Origin of the sequence: Devriesea agamarum (assembly GCF_900070355.1) — a bacterium.
Classification (GTDB): Bacteria; Actinomycetota; Actinomycetes; order Actinomycetales; family Dermabacteraceae; genus Devriesea; species Devriesea agamarum.
In genome coordinates this window covers 2,451,537-2,468,054 of record NZ_LN849456.1, presented here as the reverse complement: position 1 = coordinate 2,468,054, position 16,518 = coordinate 2,451,537, and the positions used below count along the sequence as shown (strand labels likewise).

The window sequence follows — 16,518 nt, the reverse complement described above, 5'->3', positions numbered from 1 at the left end:
AATTCCATCCATCGAAGGAGCCGTGATGGCCGACGACTTCCCCCGCGCGACGGTACCCACCGCCACGCACACCCCCGCGGCCCAGCGCATTTCCGGGCCACGTTTTGGAGTGAACTACACACCTCGCGAGGGTTGGTTTCATCATTGGCTCGACCTGGACCTCGACTCGGTCCGCGCCGATCTCACCGCGATTGCTGAGCTCGGGCTCGACCACATCCGACTTTTCCCGCTGTGGCCTATCCTCCAGCCCAACCGCACACTTATCCGGTCCGCGGCCCTGGACCAGGTGCGTTCGGTAGTCGACGCTGCTGCCGAGGTGGGACTCGACGCCACCGTCGATGCTCTCCAAGGACACCTATCCAGCTTTGACTTCGTACCGTCCTGGCTCACCACCTGGCATCGCCGAAACATGTTTAGCGATACAGAGGTCGTCACCTCCACCGCCGAGCTGGTTCGCCGACTCACCGAGCGCCTGGCGGACGCCCCCAACTTCCTGGGCACAACCCTCGGCAACGAAATCAACCAGTTCTCGGGAGACCCCCACCCCGACCCCGACCGCGTCAGCGTCGCCGGGGCCGAACAGTGGACCCGCACCATGCTCTCTGCCTGCCGCGAAGCCCACCCTGAGGGCCTACACACCCTGGCTTCCTACGACGCCGCCTGGCATTTGGATGCTCATCCATTCACACCCACCCACTCGGCGCAACTCGGTGACGCCACCGTGGTGCACTCTTGGGTTTTTAACGGCACCGCGCAACGATATGGTGCCCGCTCGTTTGAAACCTCCCACCACGCCGAATACTTCCTCGAACTCGCCCGCGGATTCCAGACCGATCCCAGCCGCCCAGTGTGGCTGCAAGAAGTCGGCGCCCCGCTGAACGTGCTCGATATCGACGACGTCCCTGGATTCATCCACGACACCGTCACCACCTCCCTGGACTGCACCAACCTGTGGGGCATCACCTGGTGGTGCTCGCACGACGTCTCCACCGACCTCGCCGATTTCCCCCCGCTCGAGCACACCCTTGGCCTCTTCGACGCCAACGGCAAAGTCAAAGAATCCGGGCGAGTATTCGGTGAACTAGCGGCCGCTTTCTCCACCCCTGCCGGCGAGGCATCGCGCGTTACCCCCGCACCGCGCACTGAGGTGCTGGATCTAGAGATTGGAACCGGAGAACTGCCCTTGCGCGCCCAGTGTGCCCCGGGCGGGGCCTTCTTTGAACGCTGGATGCAGGCCGCTAAGGACGGCGCTCGCCCCGCCGTGCGAGCTGTCCGGCGCGACCCCTCTGACGCAGATTGCACACGTCGAGAGGCAATTCAGGTCGCTGCGACCGGAGGAGCCGCCGCCACCCGCGCTGGCTGAGACACCACCTGCGAGGCTGAGTCGACCCACAAAAAGGGTCGACCCCCAGCAGAAATCTGACACATAACAAAGGCGCCGAGGCATAACGAAGGGGCCGACACATAAAAAAGGGGCCGTCCCGCATATCGCGGGATGGCCCCTTTAAGCGTCATATTCTCCGACGCAATGCCGCCGTATCGACGGCGTCAAATCACTTCAGGGTGACGGTAGCGCCAGCGCCCTCAAGCTGCTCCTTGGCCTTCTCGGCAGCGTCCTTGGCAACCTTCTCCAGGACCGGCTTCGGAGCGTTGTCAACCAGCTCCTTGGCTTCCTTCAGACCGAGCGAGGTGAGCGCACGGACCTCTTTGATGACGGCGATCTTGGCCGAGCCAACGGACTCGAGGACGACGTCGAACTCGTCCTTCTCTTCCTCGGCGGCGGCGGAGTCGTCACCGGCGGCACCGGCAGCAGCCACTGCAACGGGGGCAGCAGCGGTCACGTCGAAGACCTCTTCGAACTGCTTCACGAACTCAGAGAGCTCGATGAGGGTCATTTCCTTGAAAGCTTCGATGAGCTCTTCGTTGCTGAGCTTCGCCATGATGGCAAGTCCTTCCTGCTTGGTGGCGCGCACTCGCGCCGGATTCCGGGGGTGGTAGATGAACTGACGTCGAGCCCGCAGGCGCGACCTCAGCCCTCCTGCTTGGCGCGCAGCGCGTCCACGGTGCGCACAGTCTTCGACAGTGGCGCCGCGAGAACAAATACGGCCTTGGACATGGACGCCTTGAGGGCGCCAGCGGTCTTGGCCAAAAGAACCTCGCGGGACTCGAGGTCCGCCAGCTTCTTCACGTCATCTTCCGAGAGGGCCTTGCCCTCGAAGTAACCGGACTTGATGACCAGTTGGGGGTTGTCCTTGGCGAAGTCACGCAGGACCTTGGCCGGCTGCACCGGCTCGCCCTTGATGAACGCGATAGCGGTGGGACCCTGCAACTTGCCTTCAAAGGCATCGATGCCGGCATCCTTCGCCGCAATCTCGGTCAGCGTGTTCTTCACCACGGCGTAGGTGGTATCGGCTCCGAGTGCACGACGAAGCTCCTTGAGCTTCTGCACGCTGAGCCCGCGGTACTCGGTCAGCACGGCCGCATTCGACTCACGGAACAATTCCGCGAGTTCGGCAACGGCAGCTGCCTTGTCAGGCCTCGCCATGGCCCTCCTTCCAGAGGTCGGCTGCCGGTCTGAGGGCCAGATACGGAAAAAGCCCCGACGCAGGCGTCGAGGCTCGAACATAGCTCTGCACATAGCAAAGCCTTCAAGAACTTCTCACACCTGCGCAGGCCGTCCCGTTCGGGAACCTTCAGTCATCTCCGATGGGCGGAGATAACGACCGGCGGTCTTCGGTGATTACAGGGTACGACAGGCACCGAGAGTGCCGCTACGACGCGGCGGGCGAGCTGCCTCACATCAACGTGGCGAGGTCGGTCACATCAGGACAAGCCGGGGACCGTTGTCCCGCGTCGCACCCACCCGGACACCACAACACCACCATTAGGGGGCGCTCCTGGTTCACGGTTCTTCGCACCCAGGATCTATTTGACCATCAAAACCCCTGGCAGGGACGGGACCTTCGCCCCGTCTTACAGTGCGGTCAGCGCCCGACCGCGCCACTCACCACCTCGATCAGTCCCCGCCCAGACCTCACCCAGCAGCATCCCAAATACCCCAATGAACCCGTCTTGACCTGCGGTTTTTCAATATTTAATCCGCCATCACACCGAGACACGTCACTAAGGCAACGCGCCGTTGCCGGTCCCGCTCCCCATCCGTAGCGTGAGGCTCGACGCCACTGACAGCGCGTCATCCACCGAGCACGAGGCAAGGACATGACCCCATCAGCCACCCAGATGCCCGATTCCCCCGACGTCGCAGCCGTCATCGATGAGCTAGCAAGCCGCGCCAGCACGGCCCTGCAAGCCTTCGATTCTTTCGATCAGGAGCGAATCGACGCTATCGTGCACGCCATGGCGCTCGCCGGCGTCGACCAGCATATGCAGTTGGCCAGACTCGCCGTCGACGAAACCGGACGCGGTCTGTACGAAGATAAATGCGTTAAGAACGTTTTCGCGACCGAATACATTTGGAACTCCGTTAAGTACAACCGCACCGTCGGCGTCATCGCTGAGGACAAGCAGCAGGGCATTACGGAGATCGCAGAGCCCGTGGGCGTGGTTGCGGGTGTAACCCCGGTCACCAACCCGACCTCGACCGTGATGTTCAAGTGTCTAATCGCACTGAAGACACGCAACCCGATAGTGTTCGCTTTTCACCCCAGCGCCCAGCAGTGCTCCACCCGCGCGGCCGAAGTGATGTATGAAGCCGCACGCGCAGCAGGAGCCCCCGAACACTGCATCCAGTGGATCAGCCAGCCCTCGCTGGAAGCCACCAAGCTGCTGATGAACCACCCGTCCATCGCCTTGGTGCTGGCCACCGGCGGTTCCGGAATGGTGCAGTCGGCCTACTCCACCGGAAAGCCTGCCCTCGGCGTGGGCCCCGGCAACGTGCCGGTCTACATTGAGAAGACCGCCAAGATTCAGCGTGCCGTCAACGATCTACTCATCTCCAAGACCTTCGACAACGGCATGATCTGCGCCTCCGAGCAGGGAATCATCATCGATCAGGAAATCGCAGACGCCGTGCTCGCAGAGTTCGCGGCCTACGGCGGTTACGTCCTCAGCCCCGAGGAAAAGAAGAAGCTTGAGGCGTACATGGTCACCGAAGGCGGCGGCATTAGCCCCGTCGTGGTTGGACACACCGCCCAGTGGATTGCCCAGCAGGCAGGGATCGAGGTTCCTGCCGACACCAAACTGCTGATCGCCCCCATCGAGAGCGTAGGCCCCCAGGACCCGCTGTCTCATGAAAAGCTCTGCCCGGTTCTCGCGATGACCACCGTGTCCAGCCAAGATGAAGGATTCGAGTTCGCACGCCAGATGCTCAATTACGGCGGTCTCGGACACACCGCTGTCATCCACACCACCGACCGCGAAGTCGAACTCGCCTTCGGTTTGGCGATGAAAGCCTGCCGCATCATATGCAATGCACCGAGCGCACTCGGCGGTATCGGCGACGTCTACAACGGTCTCGTCCCCTCGCTGACCCTGGGCTGCGGTTCCTACGGCCACAACTCGGTATCCCACAACGTCAGCGCCGTGGACCTCATTAACATAAAGCGCATCGCAGAACGGCGTAACAACATGCAGTGGTTCAAGATCCCACCGAAGACCTATTTCGAGCGCTACTCCGTGCAGTACCTGCAAAAGATGCCCGCGATTGAGCGCGTATTTATCGTCACCGATCCCGGCATGGTGCAGTTCAATTACGTGGATGTTTTGATCCACCACCTGAAGAAGCGCAAGAACGAGATCGCGTGGACGATTTTCTCCGAGGTGGAACCGAACCCGACGTCAACCACCGTGTTCAAGGGCGCTCAGCTCATGAACGAGTTTAAGCCCGACTGCATTATCGCGCTGGGTGGCGGCTCTGCCATGGACGCAGCCAAGGGCATGTGGCTGTTCTACGAGCAGCCCGAATCCTCATACTTCGGCATGAAGCAGAAGTTCATGGATATCCGCAAACGTACCTACCGTTTCCCCAAGCTCGGCGAGAAAGCCCAGTTCGTCGCGATCCCGACCACCTCGGGAACCGGTTCGGAGTGCACGCCGTTCGCCGTGATCACCGACGCCGAAACGCATGTGAAGTATCCGCTGGCCGACTACGCCATCACCCCGAATGTCGCCATCGTGGACGCCCAGTTCGTCGACACGGTTCCGCCGAGGACTGCCGCCGATTCCGGCTTGGATGCGCTGACCCACGCTATCGAGTCCTACGTATCGGTCATGGCCAGCGACTACACCCGTGGTCTGTCGATGCGGGCCGCACAGCTCATCTTCGAGAACCTGCGCGCTGCGGTTCTGGATAAGGACATGGACGCCAAGGAGAAGATGCACAACGCATCGGCGATGGCCGGTATGGCATTCGCGAACGCCTTTTTGGGCATTGTGCACTCGCTCTCGCACAAGTGCGGTGCGGAGTTCAATCTCGCTCACGGACGCACCAACGCGATCTTCCTGCCGCATGTCGTCCACTACAACGCGCAGAAGCCGTACAAGCACTCGATCTTCCCGAAGTACGAGTCCTACCGCGCTGACAAGGATCTGGCAGAGTTCGCCCGCTACATGGGCTTCAAGGCCAACACCGTGGAGGAGGGCGTTCAGTCCCTCATCGACGAGATCTATAAGCTCGCTCACGACCTCGGTATCGAGACCTCGCTGAAGGCCAACGGCGTGGACAAGGCTCATTTGGACCGGGTGGTGGATCAGCTGGCTGATCGCGCCTTCGAGGATCAGTGCACCCCCGCGAATCCGAAGCAGCCGCTCGTGTCAGAACTGAAGGAAATCATTTACGACGCCTATGAGGGCGAGGTTGGCTTCACCAAGAAGCAGGCCTCAGCTCCTAAGTCCTCCAAGAAGGACAAGCCAAAGGCTAAGAACTGATGAATTAGTCGTCAGTGAGGGGCGGGCGCGGTGTGAACACACACCGCGCCCGCTTCTTTATGCGCTCGGGTTAGTTGCTAACCGCTCGATCTTCCGTCGCGTCCCTATCGCGGTGACTGTCTGCCGATGAATTCGCGTGTTCAGCCCGTCCCAATAGGGTCCGTTGTACGCAGGGTCCATGGTCAACGGGACCCGCCGTATGCAGGACCCGCTGTCAACAGGGCCGGTTGTATGCAGGGCCCGTTGTCAACAGGATCCGATATAAGCACAGGCCCCCGATCCGTTGTGGATCAGGGGCCTGTGCGATGTCAGCGTTGAGCCTCAATCAGCGAGCGATGAAGCTCAGGCGTCCTCGCCCTCGGTGAGGTTACGAGTACGGTTCACGTCGACCGGGATGCCCGGGCCCATGGTGGTGGACACGGTGATCTTCGTGATGTAACGACCCTTGGAGGAGGACGGCTTCAGACGCAGGATCTCCTCCAGCGCCGCCACGTAGTTCTCCATGAGCTGCTGATCGGTGAATGAGGTCTTACCGATGATGAAGTGCAGGTTCGCGGCGCGGTCGGTGCGGAACTCGATCTTGCCACCCTTGATGTCAGCCACAGCCTTAGCGGTGTCCATGGTGACGGTGCCGGTCTTGGGGTTCGGCATGAGGCCGCGGGGGCCAAGCACGCGGCCCAGCTTGCCAACCTTGCCCATCAGGTTCGGGGTGGCGACAGCGGCATCGAAGTCGGTCCAGCCGCCTGCGACCTTCGCGATCAGCTCGTCAGAGCCAACCTCGTCGGCGCCAGCTTCCACTGCGGCCTCGGCCTGCGGGCCGGTGGCGAACACGATCACGCGGGCGGTCTTACCGGTGCCGTTCGGCAGGTTGACGGTACCGCGCACCATCTGGTCGGCCTTGCGGGGATCCACGCCCAGGCACATCGCAACCTCAACAGAGGCGTCGAACTTAGCCGGGGAGGTCTTCTGGGCCAGACGTACGGCGTCGAGAGGAGCGTAGAACCGCCCGGCCTCGATCTTTGCGGCAGCGTCCTTGTAACCCTTGCTACGAAATGCCATCTGTCTCAGCCCTCCACCGTGATGCCCATGGACTTCGCGGTTCCGGCCACAATCTTGGCTGCCGCGTCGATATCGTTCGCGTTGAGATCGGGCATCTTAGTTTCCGCGATCTCTTTGCACTGAGCCATCGTGATCGAACCGACCTTGACGCTGTGCGGGGTAGACGAACCCTTATCCAGTCCGGCGGCCTTCTTGATCAGCTCGGCAGCCGGCGGGGTCTTGGTGATGAAGGTGAACGAGCGGTCCTCGTACACCGTGATTTCAACGGGGATGACGGAGCCGCGCTGCGACTCGGTTGCCGCGTTGTACGCCTTGCAGAACTCCATGATGTTCACGCCGGCGGCGCCGAGTGCCGGGCCGATCGGCGGGGCGGGCGTTGCAGCACCCGCGTTGATCTGGAGCTTGATGAGGCTCGCGACCTTCTTCTTAGGAGGCATAGCTCTTCCTTGTGTGTCGTGGTCCGGGCAGGGCGGTGACGCCCCTCCCACTGCAACCCGACGCGTCCCGCTCAGCGGAACGGTGCGGGATAAGCCCGCGGCTCAGATCTTGGCGACCTGGTTAAACGCGAGCTCAACCGGGGTCTCACGCCCAAAGATGGACACAAGAACCCGGAGCTTTTGGTGTTCGCCATCGATTTCGGCGATAGTGGCCGGCATGGTTTCAAACGGCCCTTCCATGACGGTGACAGACTCGCCTACTTCAAAGGCGGGAACCTTCTCCGGCTTAGAAGACTTCTTGGAGGTGGGCCGTTCCGACAGTTCAATCATCGGCAACAGCATCTGGTAAATCTCATCGAAGCTAAGCGGGACCGGCTGATGGCTATTGCCCACGAATCCGGTCACACCCGGGGTGTGCCGCACACAGCCCCAGGACTCATCGGTCAGCTCCATGCGAACCAGCACGTAACCGGGAACTCGTACCCGGCGCACCATTTTCTTCTGGCCGTTCTTAATCTCGACGGCATCCTCCATCGGAACCTCAACCTGGAAGATGTAATCCTCCATGGACTGGGTTTCGATGCGGGTGGTGAGCTGGTTCTTCACCCGGTTTTCGTGCCCCGAATAGGAATGTACGACATACCATTCGCCCGGCGCGCTGCGCAGCTTACGGCGCAGAAGGGCAGCCGGATCTTCCTCTTCAGGCAGGTGGGAACCGGAATCTTCGGCCTCAGCCTGGTCCGCAGTCTCGTCGGCGCTATCCACGGCGTCAGCCGATTCGGCGTTAACGGTGTCGTCAGCTGATTCGTTGTGATCATCGGCCGCAGCGGGGGCCTTAGGCATTTCGTCGGCCTCGACATCGTGGTCGAGGATCTCCTCCGACTTCTCGTCACTCACCGTGCAACCTGCTTTCGTATCCGACGTAGGGGTGGTGGTCAGGGTTCAGCCCTGCGCCACTGGTGCATGCGTCCGGCTCAGCCGGCGGCAGACCCCGCAAAAGTTACGCGTGCAAGCCAGCCGAACACGATGTCGAGTCCGAACACGATCAGGATCATCACGATCACAAACAGCAGCACGGTGATCGAATACGACCACAGTTCCTGCTTCGTCGGGGTGACAACCTTTTTCAGTTCGGCGATGACCTGACGCACAAACAGCCCGATCGCCAGGAACGGGTTTCCCCGACCCCGCGTAGCGGGCTCGCCTGAGCCGGGCTTAGCCGGCTTCTGCGCTGAGTTCACGTTCCTCGCGTTCCGTTCTCGTCGCGTCATCGTGCCTCCCCTCGGTGGATCCGGGGGGACGGAGCAGGGTAGACAGGACTCGAACCTGCAACCTGCGGTTTTGGAGACCGCTGCGCTACCAATTGCGCCACTACCCTAAACAGTTGCCCTCATAACCGAGGGACAGACCGAGGTCCATCATAGGGTCAGCGGGCCGTTCGGTCGAATCGGATTGAGCGACCTCACATCCAGAGCGCATTGTGAGGCTTCAAATGCGCTGCACAGATCCCGAGCACCTATCTTGAACACCGATCTCGAGGACTGAGTTCTTAGGCCCGGGTGATTCCCCGTCTGCATGCCGCCTAGTTCTTACAGCACCCGCATACGCCAATCTCAGATTCCTATGACATCCCAGCTGCCATCTGCCACGATAGGTGTCGTGACCGACAACACCCGCGCCCGTATATCCCATCTCATCGGATCCATTTCGGAATCAGCCACGCTGGTCGTGGATGCCAAAGCGAAACGACTTAAAGCAGAAGGCCGACCGGTTATCGGTTTCGGTGCGGGTGAACCCGACTTCCCCACTCCGGCACACATCGTGGCGGCGGCCCAGGAAGCCTGCGCCGATACCCGCAACCACCGCTATACGCCGTGCGCGGGCCTGCCCGAGCTGCGCCAGGCCATTGCCGACGCGACGAAGCGCTACGACCACATTGAGGTTGAACCGTCCCAGGTGCTTGTCACCAACGGCGGCAAACAGGCTGTATACCAGGCGTTTCAGACTCTTTTAGATCCGGGCGACGAGGTTATTCTGCCCGCACCGTACTGGACCACGTACCCCGAGGCCATCCAGCTCACCGGCGCCCGGGTGGTTGAAGTGTTTTCCGGAGTTGACCAGGGATACCTCCCCACGATCGAACAGCTTGAAGCCGCCCGCACCCCCGCGACCAAGGCGCTTGTGCTGTGTTCGCCGTCAAACCCGACCGGTGCTGTCGCCAGCCCCGAGTTAATCAAGGACATTGGACGCTGGGCCCTTGAGCACAACGTGTGGGTGATTTCCGACGAAATCTATCAACACCTGACCTATGACGGGGCGGTGTTCACCTCCGTCCTCGACGCTGTTCCGGAACTTGCTGATCACTGTGTCCTGCTCAACGGTGTCGCCAAGACGTTCGCGATGACCGGTTGGCGCGTGGGATGGCTGATCGGGCCTGCTGATGTGGTGAAAGCCGCCTCAAACCTTCAGTCCCATCTGACCTCCAACACGTGCAATGTGGCCCAGAGAGCCGCAATTGCCGCACTGACCGGCGAGATGGATGAGGTCACCCGGATGCGAGAAGCGTTTGACCGCAGGCGCCGCACGATCATCCAGATGCTGTCGGAGATTCCTCAATTCAACGTTCCCACTCCGCAAGGCGCGTTTTACGCCTTCCCGGATGTCTCAGCTGCTTTGGGCACTGAAATCGCCGGTCACCGCGTCTCAACCTCCGCTGAGCTGGCTGAACTGATTTTGGACGAGGCCGAAGTCGCGGCCGTGCCGGGCGAAGCATTCGGTGCACCGGGCCACCTGCGGTTTTCCTACGCCCTAGCCGACGATGATCTCGTCGAGGGAATCGAGCGCGTTCAGCGTTTGCTCGCCCGCTAAGGCGCGGCTCGTGCCTCGTGATTTGCGGGACCTTCCCAAAGCGCATTTGCATCTGCATTTCACCGGCTCGATGCGCAGGGACACCCTGTACGAGCTTGCGCATCAGCACCGTATTCGGCTGATGCGTGGGCTCGACGATGAAGATCCCCTGCGTCTTGAGCCTACTGCCCGTGGCTGGTTTCGCTTCCAACGGCATTACGATGCCGCACGGGCGGTCGTCCGCGATGAATCCGCGATGCGACGTATTGTGCGCGAAGCCGCCCAAGATGATGCCCAAGAGGGCTCTGGGCGCCTGGAAATCCAGGTTGACCCGACCAGTTACGCGCCGTTTGTCGGCGGCATTACACCAGCCTTGGAGATCGTGCTCGATGAGGCTGCTCAGGCGGAGAAGGACACCGGGGTCAGCATCGGGGTTATCGTTGCCGCCTCCCGGACCCGTCACCCTTTAGATGCCCGGGTGCTGGCCCGCCTAGCCGCCAAACATGCGGGACGAGTGGTGGCGTTCGGCCTGTCCAACGACGAACGCCGCGGGGTGACGTCGGAGTTTGGACCCGCGTTCAAAATTGCGTCCCGAGCGGGATTGGCCCTGGTTCCTCACGGCGGAGAGCTGCTCGGTCCGGAGCATATTCGCGAAGTGCTGAATAGTTTGCGTCCTGACCGGCTCGGTCACGGGGTGCGTGCGAGCGAAGATCCCCGCCTGCTCGACGACATTGTGCAGGCTGGCGTCGCCCTCGAAGTCTGTCCAGGATCCAATGTGTCGCTCGGTGTGTACCGTCACGAGAATGAGGTCCCCCTGCGCCACCTGGTGTCAGCGGGGGCCCGGGTTGCTCTCGGCGCGGATGACCCCCTGCTGTTTGGCACTCGTTTGCTGGACCAGTATGAGACCGCGCGGCGACTCGGATTTACCGACCGGGAACTCGCAGATCTCGCCCGCTCCTCGGTGCTCGCATCGCGCGCCGAAGACGAGGTGAAACAGCGGCTCCTACGCGGAATAGATCGCTGGATAGCGGCGTAGCGAACCTGATATCGGCATACAACCGGGTGTCACTACTGACGGACAGGGCCGGTAAAGGATCGTAAGACATGTGTGTACCCACCACGGATACATCGTGAGCTCGCGCCGAGGACACAGAGACAAAAGCGCCCCGGCACACACAAAAAAACTGGACGCGAGGCGCCATCAATGACGGTGTCTCGCGTCCAGTCAAGACGTTAGCGGTCCTGGTCGGTCGCTAGCTCAAGCTCAGCGTCTCTGCAGGCCAGCAGTTCAGCGGTGCTGAAAGGCCACCGGCTCAGCGGTCCTGACCGGCGCCGTCAGCCGCAATCGAGACGATGAACTGCGGAGCACGCAAACCCTGCGCAGCAAAAGCGTCAGCAATCGCCTGAGCAGTTTCCTGGACCTTGTCCTCCTCCACCAAAGCGATGGCGCTGCCACCGAACCCGCCGCCGGTCATCCGGGCACCATAAGCGCCCGCACTGCGGGCCGTGTCCACCGCCAGATCGAGTTCCTTGCAGGTCACCTCGTAGTCGTCGCGCAGAGAGTTGTGCGAGGCGTTCATCAGGGCGCCGAGAGCGTCCACGTGAGCCCGCACCGTGCCCGCGTTCAATAGGTCCGCGAAATCACGGACCCGCTGAATCTCGGTAACCACGTGTCGGGCCCGACGACGCACGGTCTCATCCTCAATGCGAGGCAGCAGCGAGTCCAGATCAGCCGCCTGGACCTCGCGCAGAGTTGCCACACCCAACGCCTTAGCCGCAGCCTCACTATCGCGGCGGCGCGCAACATACTCACCGTCAACATGGGAGTGCTCGGCCTTAGTGTCGATCACCAGCAGCGCAAGACCTTGCCGCCCCAGATCCCAGGGCACCGACCGGGTGCTGATATCGCGACAGTCCAGAACAATCGCGTGCCCCTCGGTACACAGAACAGACGCCGACTGATCCAAACCACCCGTGGACGCGCCCGCGAATTCGGTCTCCGCACGAATAGCGGCGCGGATCTTCTCCGCGTCGCTCATGCCGAGGCTGAGCAGCGAATCCACGGTGGTCACTACTGAGCATTCCAGGGACGCCGAGGAGGACAAACCCGAACCCAGCGGAACATAACCATCGACCAGGATGTCCACGCCGCCGGGCTGAGAGCCCGCCATATAGGGGCGAACCGCCCACAGCACACCGGCAACATAGGCGGCCCAGCCCGGGACTTCGCCCGGAGCCAGGTCGCGGAAGTTCCCTTCAAAGACCTCATCGCTTTGCACACTGCGCAGACGCACCACATCGGCGGGGGTGCGGGCTGCAGCCACAAAACAGCGATGTTCGATCGCCATCGGCAAGCACAGGCCGTCCTGATAGTCGACGTGCTCTCCAATAATGTTGACGCGGCCCGGCGCCGACCACACCCCGTCCGGGCTGTACCCGAACACCTCAACGAACTGATCACTCACCCGGGCCGCGGCATCTACGCGGTCAGGGGCCTCCGTAAAGATGGGAGAAGGGCTGGTGTTCACGGGGTAATCCTCCGAGGTGGATATGCACTCACGCCCGGAGCTTGGGCGCGATACAGGTCACAGATGGGCTGGGTACCGGGTCGGCAGCGATTTCCAACTCGCCGTCACGAGACCAGCGGACGAGGTCAATACGGTCGGCCTCCTGGGCCGCGACCAGCACGAGGTCCTCGACATGCGCGAAATGGCGCGGGGAAGCTCCAACCCCGATTTCGCTCACATGTTCGGGGATCATACCGCCGAGCGAGAACGCGCTGAGCGAATCCGGGCCCCGATTAGCGACCAGCACAAAGTTTTCACGCTGGGACACTTGAATGTGGGAGACAGCATTCGGGCCGCTCACACTGGACGCCGGGATGCGCGAGACCACCGAATAGGTTGGTTCCACCCGCGGCCACACAGCCTCCGACACGTGCTCCACATCACGCCGAACAGTCACGAGCGTGCCATCCAGCTCGCATGCAACATACAGGTTCCCACTCTCGTGGTCCGCAGCGACATGACGCGGCCCGCTCCCCCGTTCCAGGACGATTTCACCGGTCATCTCGATGTGACCGTCCCCGGCCTGTTCGTAACTGAACAGGCGGTCAAGTCCCAGGTCGCTGACTAGGAACCGTTTGTCGCCGGTGCCGGGCATCAGAATGCACTGGTGCGGGTGCGGCGTGCGGGTACGCCCGTAGGAATGGTGATCGTCAACGTCGATCACGTCGCCGAGGGAACCATCCTCCGTGAGGGAAATGGTCTCCACCATTCCGGAGGTGTATTCAGAGATGATCACTGTCTGCGCGCGCGGACCCACCACAATGTGGCAGCCCCCCTCGCCGCTGAGGGTCAGCGTCCCTGTGGATTCCAAGCTGGGCGTATCGCTGTCCTCTCCGACCAGCCGGAACGCGCTGACCTGCGTCGGAGCGGTTTCGTGTACCGCGTACAGAACCGGCAGGGTGGGATGCCACGCCAAAAACGAAGGAGAGTCCGCCTCCACGTACCCGAGCAATCTCAACGCGAGGGCATCAGAATCGAGCTTCCACAAGCCGATCCCTTTACCGCGGCCTCCGGTCGCGGTGGTGTAGCACCCGGTTGCGACAAGGGTGTCCATATTGACTCCTAGGGTTACGTGAGATCGGACGGCTTGGTGGTCGTCATCGTATCCACGCTCGGTCCCGTCTGTCTGCGATTCCAGCGTCGTCCCATCGAAGTTGCGCGCCGACGACGACGCACAGTGGAGAACGGCGCGGAGATCACGGGCATGAATGCGCTACCGGCTCGAGCTATCCGCCAACTGAGCGCTGTGGCCACAAATTGACCAAAAACGGCGCCCGCGGCGAGCGCTATGGCAATCCCCGCCGCGGTCAGAAGATCCAGCATTCCCTGGTCAGGATCGTTTTGCAGCCCGAACAAACCGCGGTAAATCACCGAACCGGGCACCAACGGCACCACCCCGCACATCACGAACAACAGCGCCGGGGTGCGCAGCCTGCGCCCAAATATGACCGCGGCAAGGCCCACCGCGCAGGATGCAAAGCCCGCCGCCCAGGTTCGCTGCACCCCGGCGACTTCTAAACCCACCGTGATGGCGCCCGCCACAGCTGACGTGGCAACCGCCGCCGGAAGGACCCGGGCTGGCATATGAGTTCCCACCGCATAGCCCAAACCGATCAAAGAGTTCGCTATCAGCAACACGGTGAACGACGCGAGGGTTACCGGCATCGACGTCGACACCGAGATATCCGACCCAAACCGGTCGGCCAGCAGAATTCCGCCTTGCACCCCGACGACCAATCCCAGGGTGAGTAACACCGTCTCTAGGATTCGTCCGTTCGCAGTCAGATACCATCCGGTGATGGCGTCTTGCACCGCGCCAATCGAGGTCAGGCCCGCGAGCAGTACAATCAGGCAGGAAATCACGACCAGTGAGGAGTTGACGCCCGGGTCGACGAACTGCACCACAATCGCAGCGATGGTGGCCACGAAACCACCGCACACCTGAATGTAAAAATCGGGAACCCGCCGTGACCCCAGCATCTCGATCATCACGGTCAGCACCATGGCGGAAATCGCCGCCGCGACCGCAACCAAGGTGCCACTGCCCAGTCCCAGGGCGGCTGATCCTCCCATCAAGCCCCACGCGGACAAAACTAGCCAGCGAGGGTATCCCTGCCGACGCTGCTGAATTGCCTCAAGTTCTTCCACCGCTTCTGAGAGCGAAATCTCACCGGTGCAATAGCGCTGGGTAGCGTTCTCCAAGGCGTCTAAGCGCCCGAAATCTTGGGTTCGTGCCTCTACCACCCGCATCCGGGTGAAGGGAACCGCATAGGGCCCGGGCAGATGGGACAGCGATATTTCCGTGAACGTCACGGTGGCCGACACGTCTCTGATCCCCGAGGCCGTCACAATACGCAGTATCGACGCGGTGACGTCAGCAGCCGACGCTCCATTGGCGAGCATAAGCTCACCTGTCCGGATCGCATGATTGAAGATCGCGTGAAGTCGCTGGCTCTCGCTGTTCACGCCTCGATCGTGACATACGGACCGCTCGCCGTGCGAGAGTCCATCGACCCTACGATGGGTCACATTCCCCAACCGCCCCAGGAGACCTCGTGCCGCATCGGATTGCCGCCTCCCATCCCGGACCTCATCGCGCACTGAAAGCGCTGCTCGACGGGAACCAACGCTTTGCCGAGGACGCAGCGGTCCGCATGAACCAGCATCCAGGCCGTCGCGATGAGCTTTTGGCCGGGCAGGAGCCGTTCGCCGCAGTGCTCGGATGCTCAGATTCGCGAGTTCCTGTGGAAATCGCGTTTGACCACGGGCTCGGCGATCTATTCGTCATCCGCAACGCGGGCCAGGTGGTCGGGGATTCATCGCTTGCGTCCATTGAGTTCGCCGTCGCGGTGTTGCATGTGCCCCTGGTGTTTGTGCTCGGTCATGAAGGGTGCGGGGCACTCGCCGCAACTCGGGCCGTGATGGCTGGTGCGCCGCGACCACCTGGGCGCATCGGAACCTTGACCGACCGCATCAGGCCTCATCTGGAACAACCCGGCGAACCGATCGTGGAACCAGCCGCGGCTATTCCCGATATTGACCAGCATGTTCGGGCCACAATGCTGAGCATCGCACAGTCATCGTCAATCGTGTCTAAGACGGCACAGCGGCATCAGCTTCTGATCGCAGGCGGGGTGTATCAGCTCAATGACGGACGCGTACGTCTCGTGTCACCACCAACCGGTGACATATTTGCGCAGGTCGACGCGACCTAGAATAGGAGGACCTGCGTGAGAACAGGGGTTGAGTACGCACCGCTGACCGCGGCGTCTTACTGCGGCGCTCCGTCAGAGGTTTGGTGCTGACAGAGCGAGCAAAACCAGTGCCACAGCAAACGTTGTCAAGACTGCGACGTCTACGGCCCGCGTCCGCACGGCAAGCGCCCCGACCCAGCCGATAGGCAAAACCGCCCGCAGCACGGCGAGCGCTCCTAGCAGCACGGCGAGTGCAATCCCGGCCTCCGCTGCGAATCCGAATGCACCGAACACGATGATCAAAAATGCCAGCGGCAGGGCGACGACGAGCACAAGCTGACGCTGAATAGCCGCGCGCAGTGTGAAGGGATCCCGTCGTGATGTCACTCCGGCATCCTAAAGGGATCACGGCGTCTATGTCGTGTTGATGGGTTCTCCGCGGTGATCGCGCCGACAACGACCATGATCGCGCACGGTAAAGCCAGTCATTCTTTATCGCTGGGATACCGATCATGCATGACCGAGGTA

The 16,518-nt window shown here is 61.8% G+C and carries 15 protein-coding genes and 1 tRNA gene; 5 read left to right on the top strand and 11 right to left on the bottom strand.

Features of this window, described 5'->3' with window-relative positions:
- The first annotated feature begins 25 nt into the window (after window positions 1-25).
- Window positions 26-1,363, top strand: a complete 1,338-nt coding sequence (locus BN1724_RS10410; RefSeq protein ID WP_058235308.1) for a glycoside hydrolase 5 family protein — start codon at window positions 26-28, stop codon at window positions 1,361-1,363.
- Window positions 1,364-1,553: 190 nt separating this feature from the next.
- On the opposite strand, the gene rplL is transcribed toward BN1724_RS10410, so the two are convergent.
- On the bottom strand, window positions 1,554-1,940 hold the full coding sequence (rplL, locus tag BN1724_RS10405) for a 50S ribosomal protein L7/L12 (protein ID WP_058235955.1): 387 nt from the start codon (window positions 1,938-1,940) through the stop codon (window positions 1,554-1,556).
- An 89-nt stretch (window positions 1,941-2,029) separates the two neighbouring features.
- Entirely contained in the window at window positions 2,030-2,545 is a 516-nt protein-coding gene (gene rplJ, locus BN1724_RS10400; RefSeq protein ID WP_058235307.1) for a 50S ribosomal protein L10, read from the bottom strand.
- 674 nt (window positions 2,546-3,219) lie between these two features.
- Between rplJ and adhE the strand changes: the two genes are divergently transcribed.
- Entirely contained in the window at window positions 3,220-5,886 is a 2,667-nt protein-coding gene (adhE, locus tag BN1724_RS10395; RefSeq protein ID WP_058235306.1) for a bifunctional acetaldehyde-CoA/alcohol dehydrogenase, read from the top strand.
- Window positions 5,887-6,228: 342 nt separating this feature from the next.
- Here the strand turns inward: adhE and rplA are convergent, their stop codons facing one another.
- The 5 genes from rplA to BN1724_RS10370 form a co-directional block, all read right to left on the bottom strand.
- On the bottom strand, window positions 6,229-6,945 hold the full coding sequence (gene rplA / locus BN1724_RS10390; RefSeq protein ID WP_058235305.1) for a 50S ribosomal protein L1: 717 nt from the start codon (window positions 6,943-6,945) through the stop codon (window positions 6,229-6,231).
- Window positions 6,946-6,950: 5 nt separating this feature from the next.
- Window positions 6,951-7,382: a 50S ribosomal protein L11 gene (gene rplK, locus BN1724_RS10385; RefSeq protein WP_058235304.1), complete on the bottom strand. Its 432-nt coding sequence runs from the start codon at window positions 7,380-7,382 to the stop codon at window positions 6,951-6,953.
- Window positions 7,383-7,484: 102 nt separating this feature from the next.
- Window positions 7,485-8,279 carry a transcription termination/antitermination protein NusG gene (gene nusG, locus BN1724_RS10380; protein ID WP_058235303.1) on the bottom strand — a complete coding sequence of 265 codons (795 nt, stop codon included), beginning with the start codon at window positions 8,277-8,279 and terminating at the stop codon, window positions 7,485-7,487.
- Window positions 8,280-8,356: 77 nt separating this feature from the next.
- Window positions 8,357-8,623, bottom strand: coding sequence for a preprotein translocase subunit SecE (gene secE, locus BN1724_RS10375; RefSeq protein ID WP_058235302.1), 267 nt, complete (start codon window positions 8,621-8,623; stop codon window positions 8,357-8,359).
- A gap of 64 nt (window positions 8,624-8,687) precedes the next feature.
- Window positions 8,688-8,760, bottom strand: a tRNA-Trp gene (locus BN1724_RS10370).
- A 245-nt stretch (window positions 8,761-9,005) separates the two neighbouring features.
- Here BN1724_RS10370 and BN1724_RS10365 point away from each other — a divergent pair.
- Window positions 9,006-10,250 (top strand): pyridoxal phosphate-dependent aminotransferase, encoded by a 1,245-nt coding sequence (locus BN1724_RS10365; protein WP_058235301.1) that lies wholly within the window; start codon window positions 9,006-9,008, stop codon window positions 10,248-10,250.
- 10 nt (window positions 10,251-10,260) lie between these two features.
- Window positions 10,261-11,265: an adenosine deaminase gene (locus BN1724_RS10360; protein WP_269447059.1), complete on the top strand. Its 1,005-nt coding sequence runs from the start codon at window positions 10,261-10,263 to the stop codon at window positions 11,263-11,265.
- A gap of 277 nt (window positions 11,266-11,542) precedes the next feature.
- Here the strand turns inward: BN1724_RS10360 and galK are convergent, their stop codons facing one another.
- From galK to BN1724_RS10345, 3 genes are read right to left on the bottom strand one after another with little or no spacing between them, the layout of a single operon-like run.
- Window positions 11,543-12,757, bottom strand: a complete 1,215-nt coding sequence (gene galK, locus BN1724_RS10355) for a galactokinase (RefSeq protein WP_058235300.1) — start codon at window positions 12,755-12,757, stop codon at window positions 11,543-11,545.
- A gap of 28 nt (window positions 12,758-12,785) precedes the next feature.
- The gene (locus BN1724_RS10350) at window positions 12,786-13,850 is read right to left on the bottom strand and encodes a lactonase family protein (RefSeq protein ID WP_058235299.1); all 1,065 of its coding nucleotides are present in this window, start codon (window positions 13,848-13,850) and stop codon (window positions 12,786-12,788) included.
- A 14-nt stretch (window positions 13,851-13,864) separates the two neighbouring features.
- Complete coding sequence (locus BN1724_RS10345; protein WP_157085862.1) at window positions 13,865-15,262, bottom strand: threonine/serine exporter family protein; 1,398 nt, start codon at window positions 15,260-15,262, stop codon at window positions 13,865-13,867.
- 89 nt (window positions 15,263-15,351) lie between these two features.
- On the opposite strand from BN1724_RS10345, the gene BN1724_RS10340 reads away from it, so the two are divergent.
- On the top strand, window positions 15,352-16,011 hold the full coding sequence (locus BN1724_RS10340) for a carbonic anhydrase (RefSeq protein ID WP_058235298.1): 660 nt from the start codon (window positions 15,352-15,354) through the stop codon (window positions 16,009-16,011).
- Between the two features lie 72 nt (window positions 16,012-16,083).
- On the opposite strand, the gene BN1724_RS10335 is transcribed toward BN1724_RS10340, so the two are convergent.
- A complete protein-coding gene (locus BN1724_RS10335) occupies window positions 16,084-16,377 on the bottom strand; it encodes a DUF3017 domain-containing protein (protein WP_058235297.1) in 294 nt (97 codons plus the stop codon).
- Window positions 16,378-16,518 lie beyond the last annotated feature (141 nt).

What these genes read in the sequence shown, in the direction of transcription:
- BN1724_RS10410 (WP_058235308.1), top strand. Translation starts at nt 26, where the DNA reads ATGGCCGACGACTTCCCCCGCGCGACGGTACCCACCGCCACGCACACC.
- rplL (WP_058235955.1), bottom strand. Translation starts at nt 1,940, where the DNA reads ATGGCGAAGCTCAGCAACGAAGAGCTCATCGAAGCTTTCAAGGAAATG.
- rplJ (WP_058235307.1), bottom strand. Translation starts at nt 2,545, where the DNA reads ATGGCGAGGCCTGACAAGGCAGCTGCCGTTGCCGAACTCGCGGAATTG.
- adhE (WP_058235306.1), top strand. Translation starts at nt 3,220, where the DNA reads ATGACCCCATCAGCCACCCAGATGCCCGATTCCCCCGACGTCGCAGCC.
- rplA (WP_058235305.1), bottom strand. Translation starts at nt 6,945, where the DNA reads ATGGCATTTCGTAGCAAGGGTTACAAGGACGCTGCCGCAAAGATCGAG.
- rplK (WP_058235304.1), bottom strand. Translation starts at nt 7,382, where the DNA reads ATGCCTCCTAAGAAGAAGGTCGCGAGCCTCATCAAGCTCCAGATCAAC.
- BN1724_RS10365 (WP_058235301.1), top strand. Translation starts at nt 9,006, where the DNA reads ATGACATCCCAGCTGCCATCTGCCACGATAGGTGTCGTGACCGACAAC.
- BN1724_RS10350 (WP_058235299.1), bottom strand. Translation starts at nt 13,850, where the DNA reads ATGGACACCCTTGTCGCAACCGGGTGCTACACCACCGCGACCGGAGGC.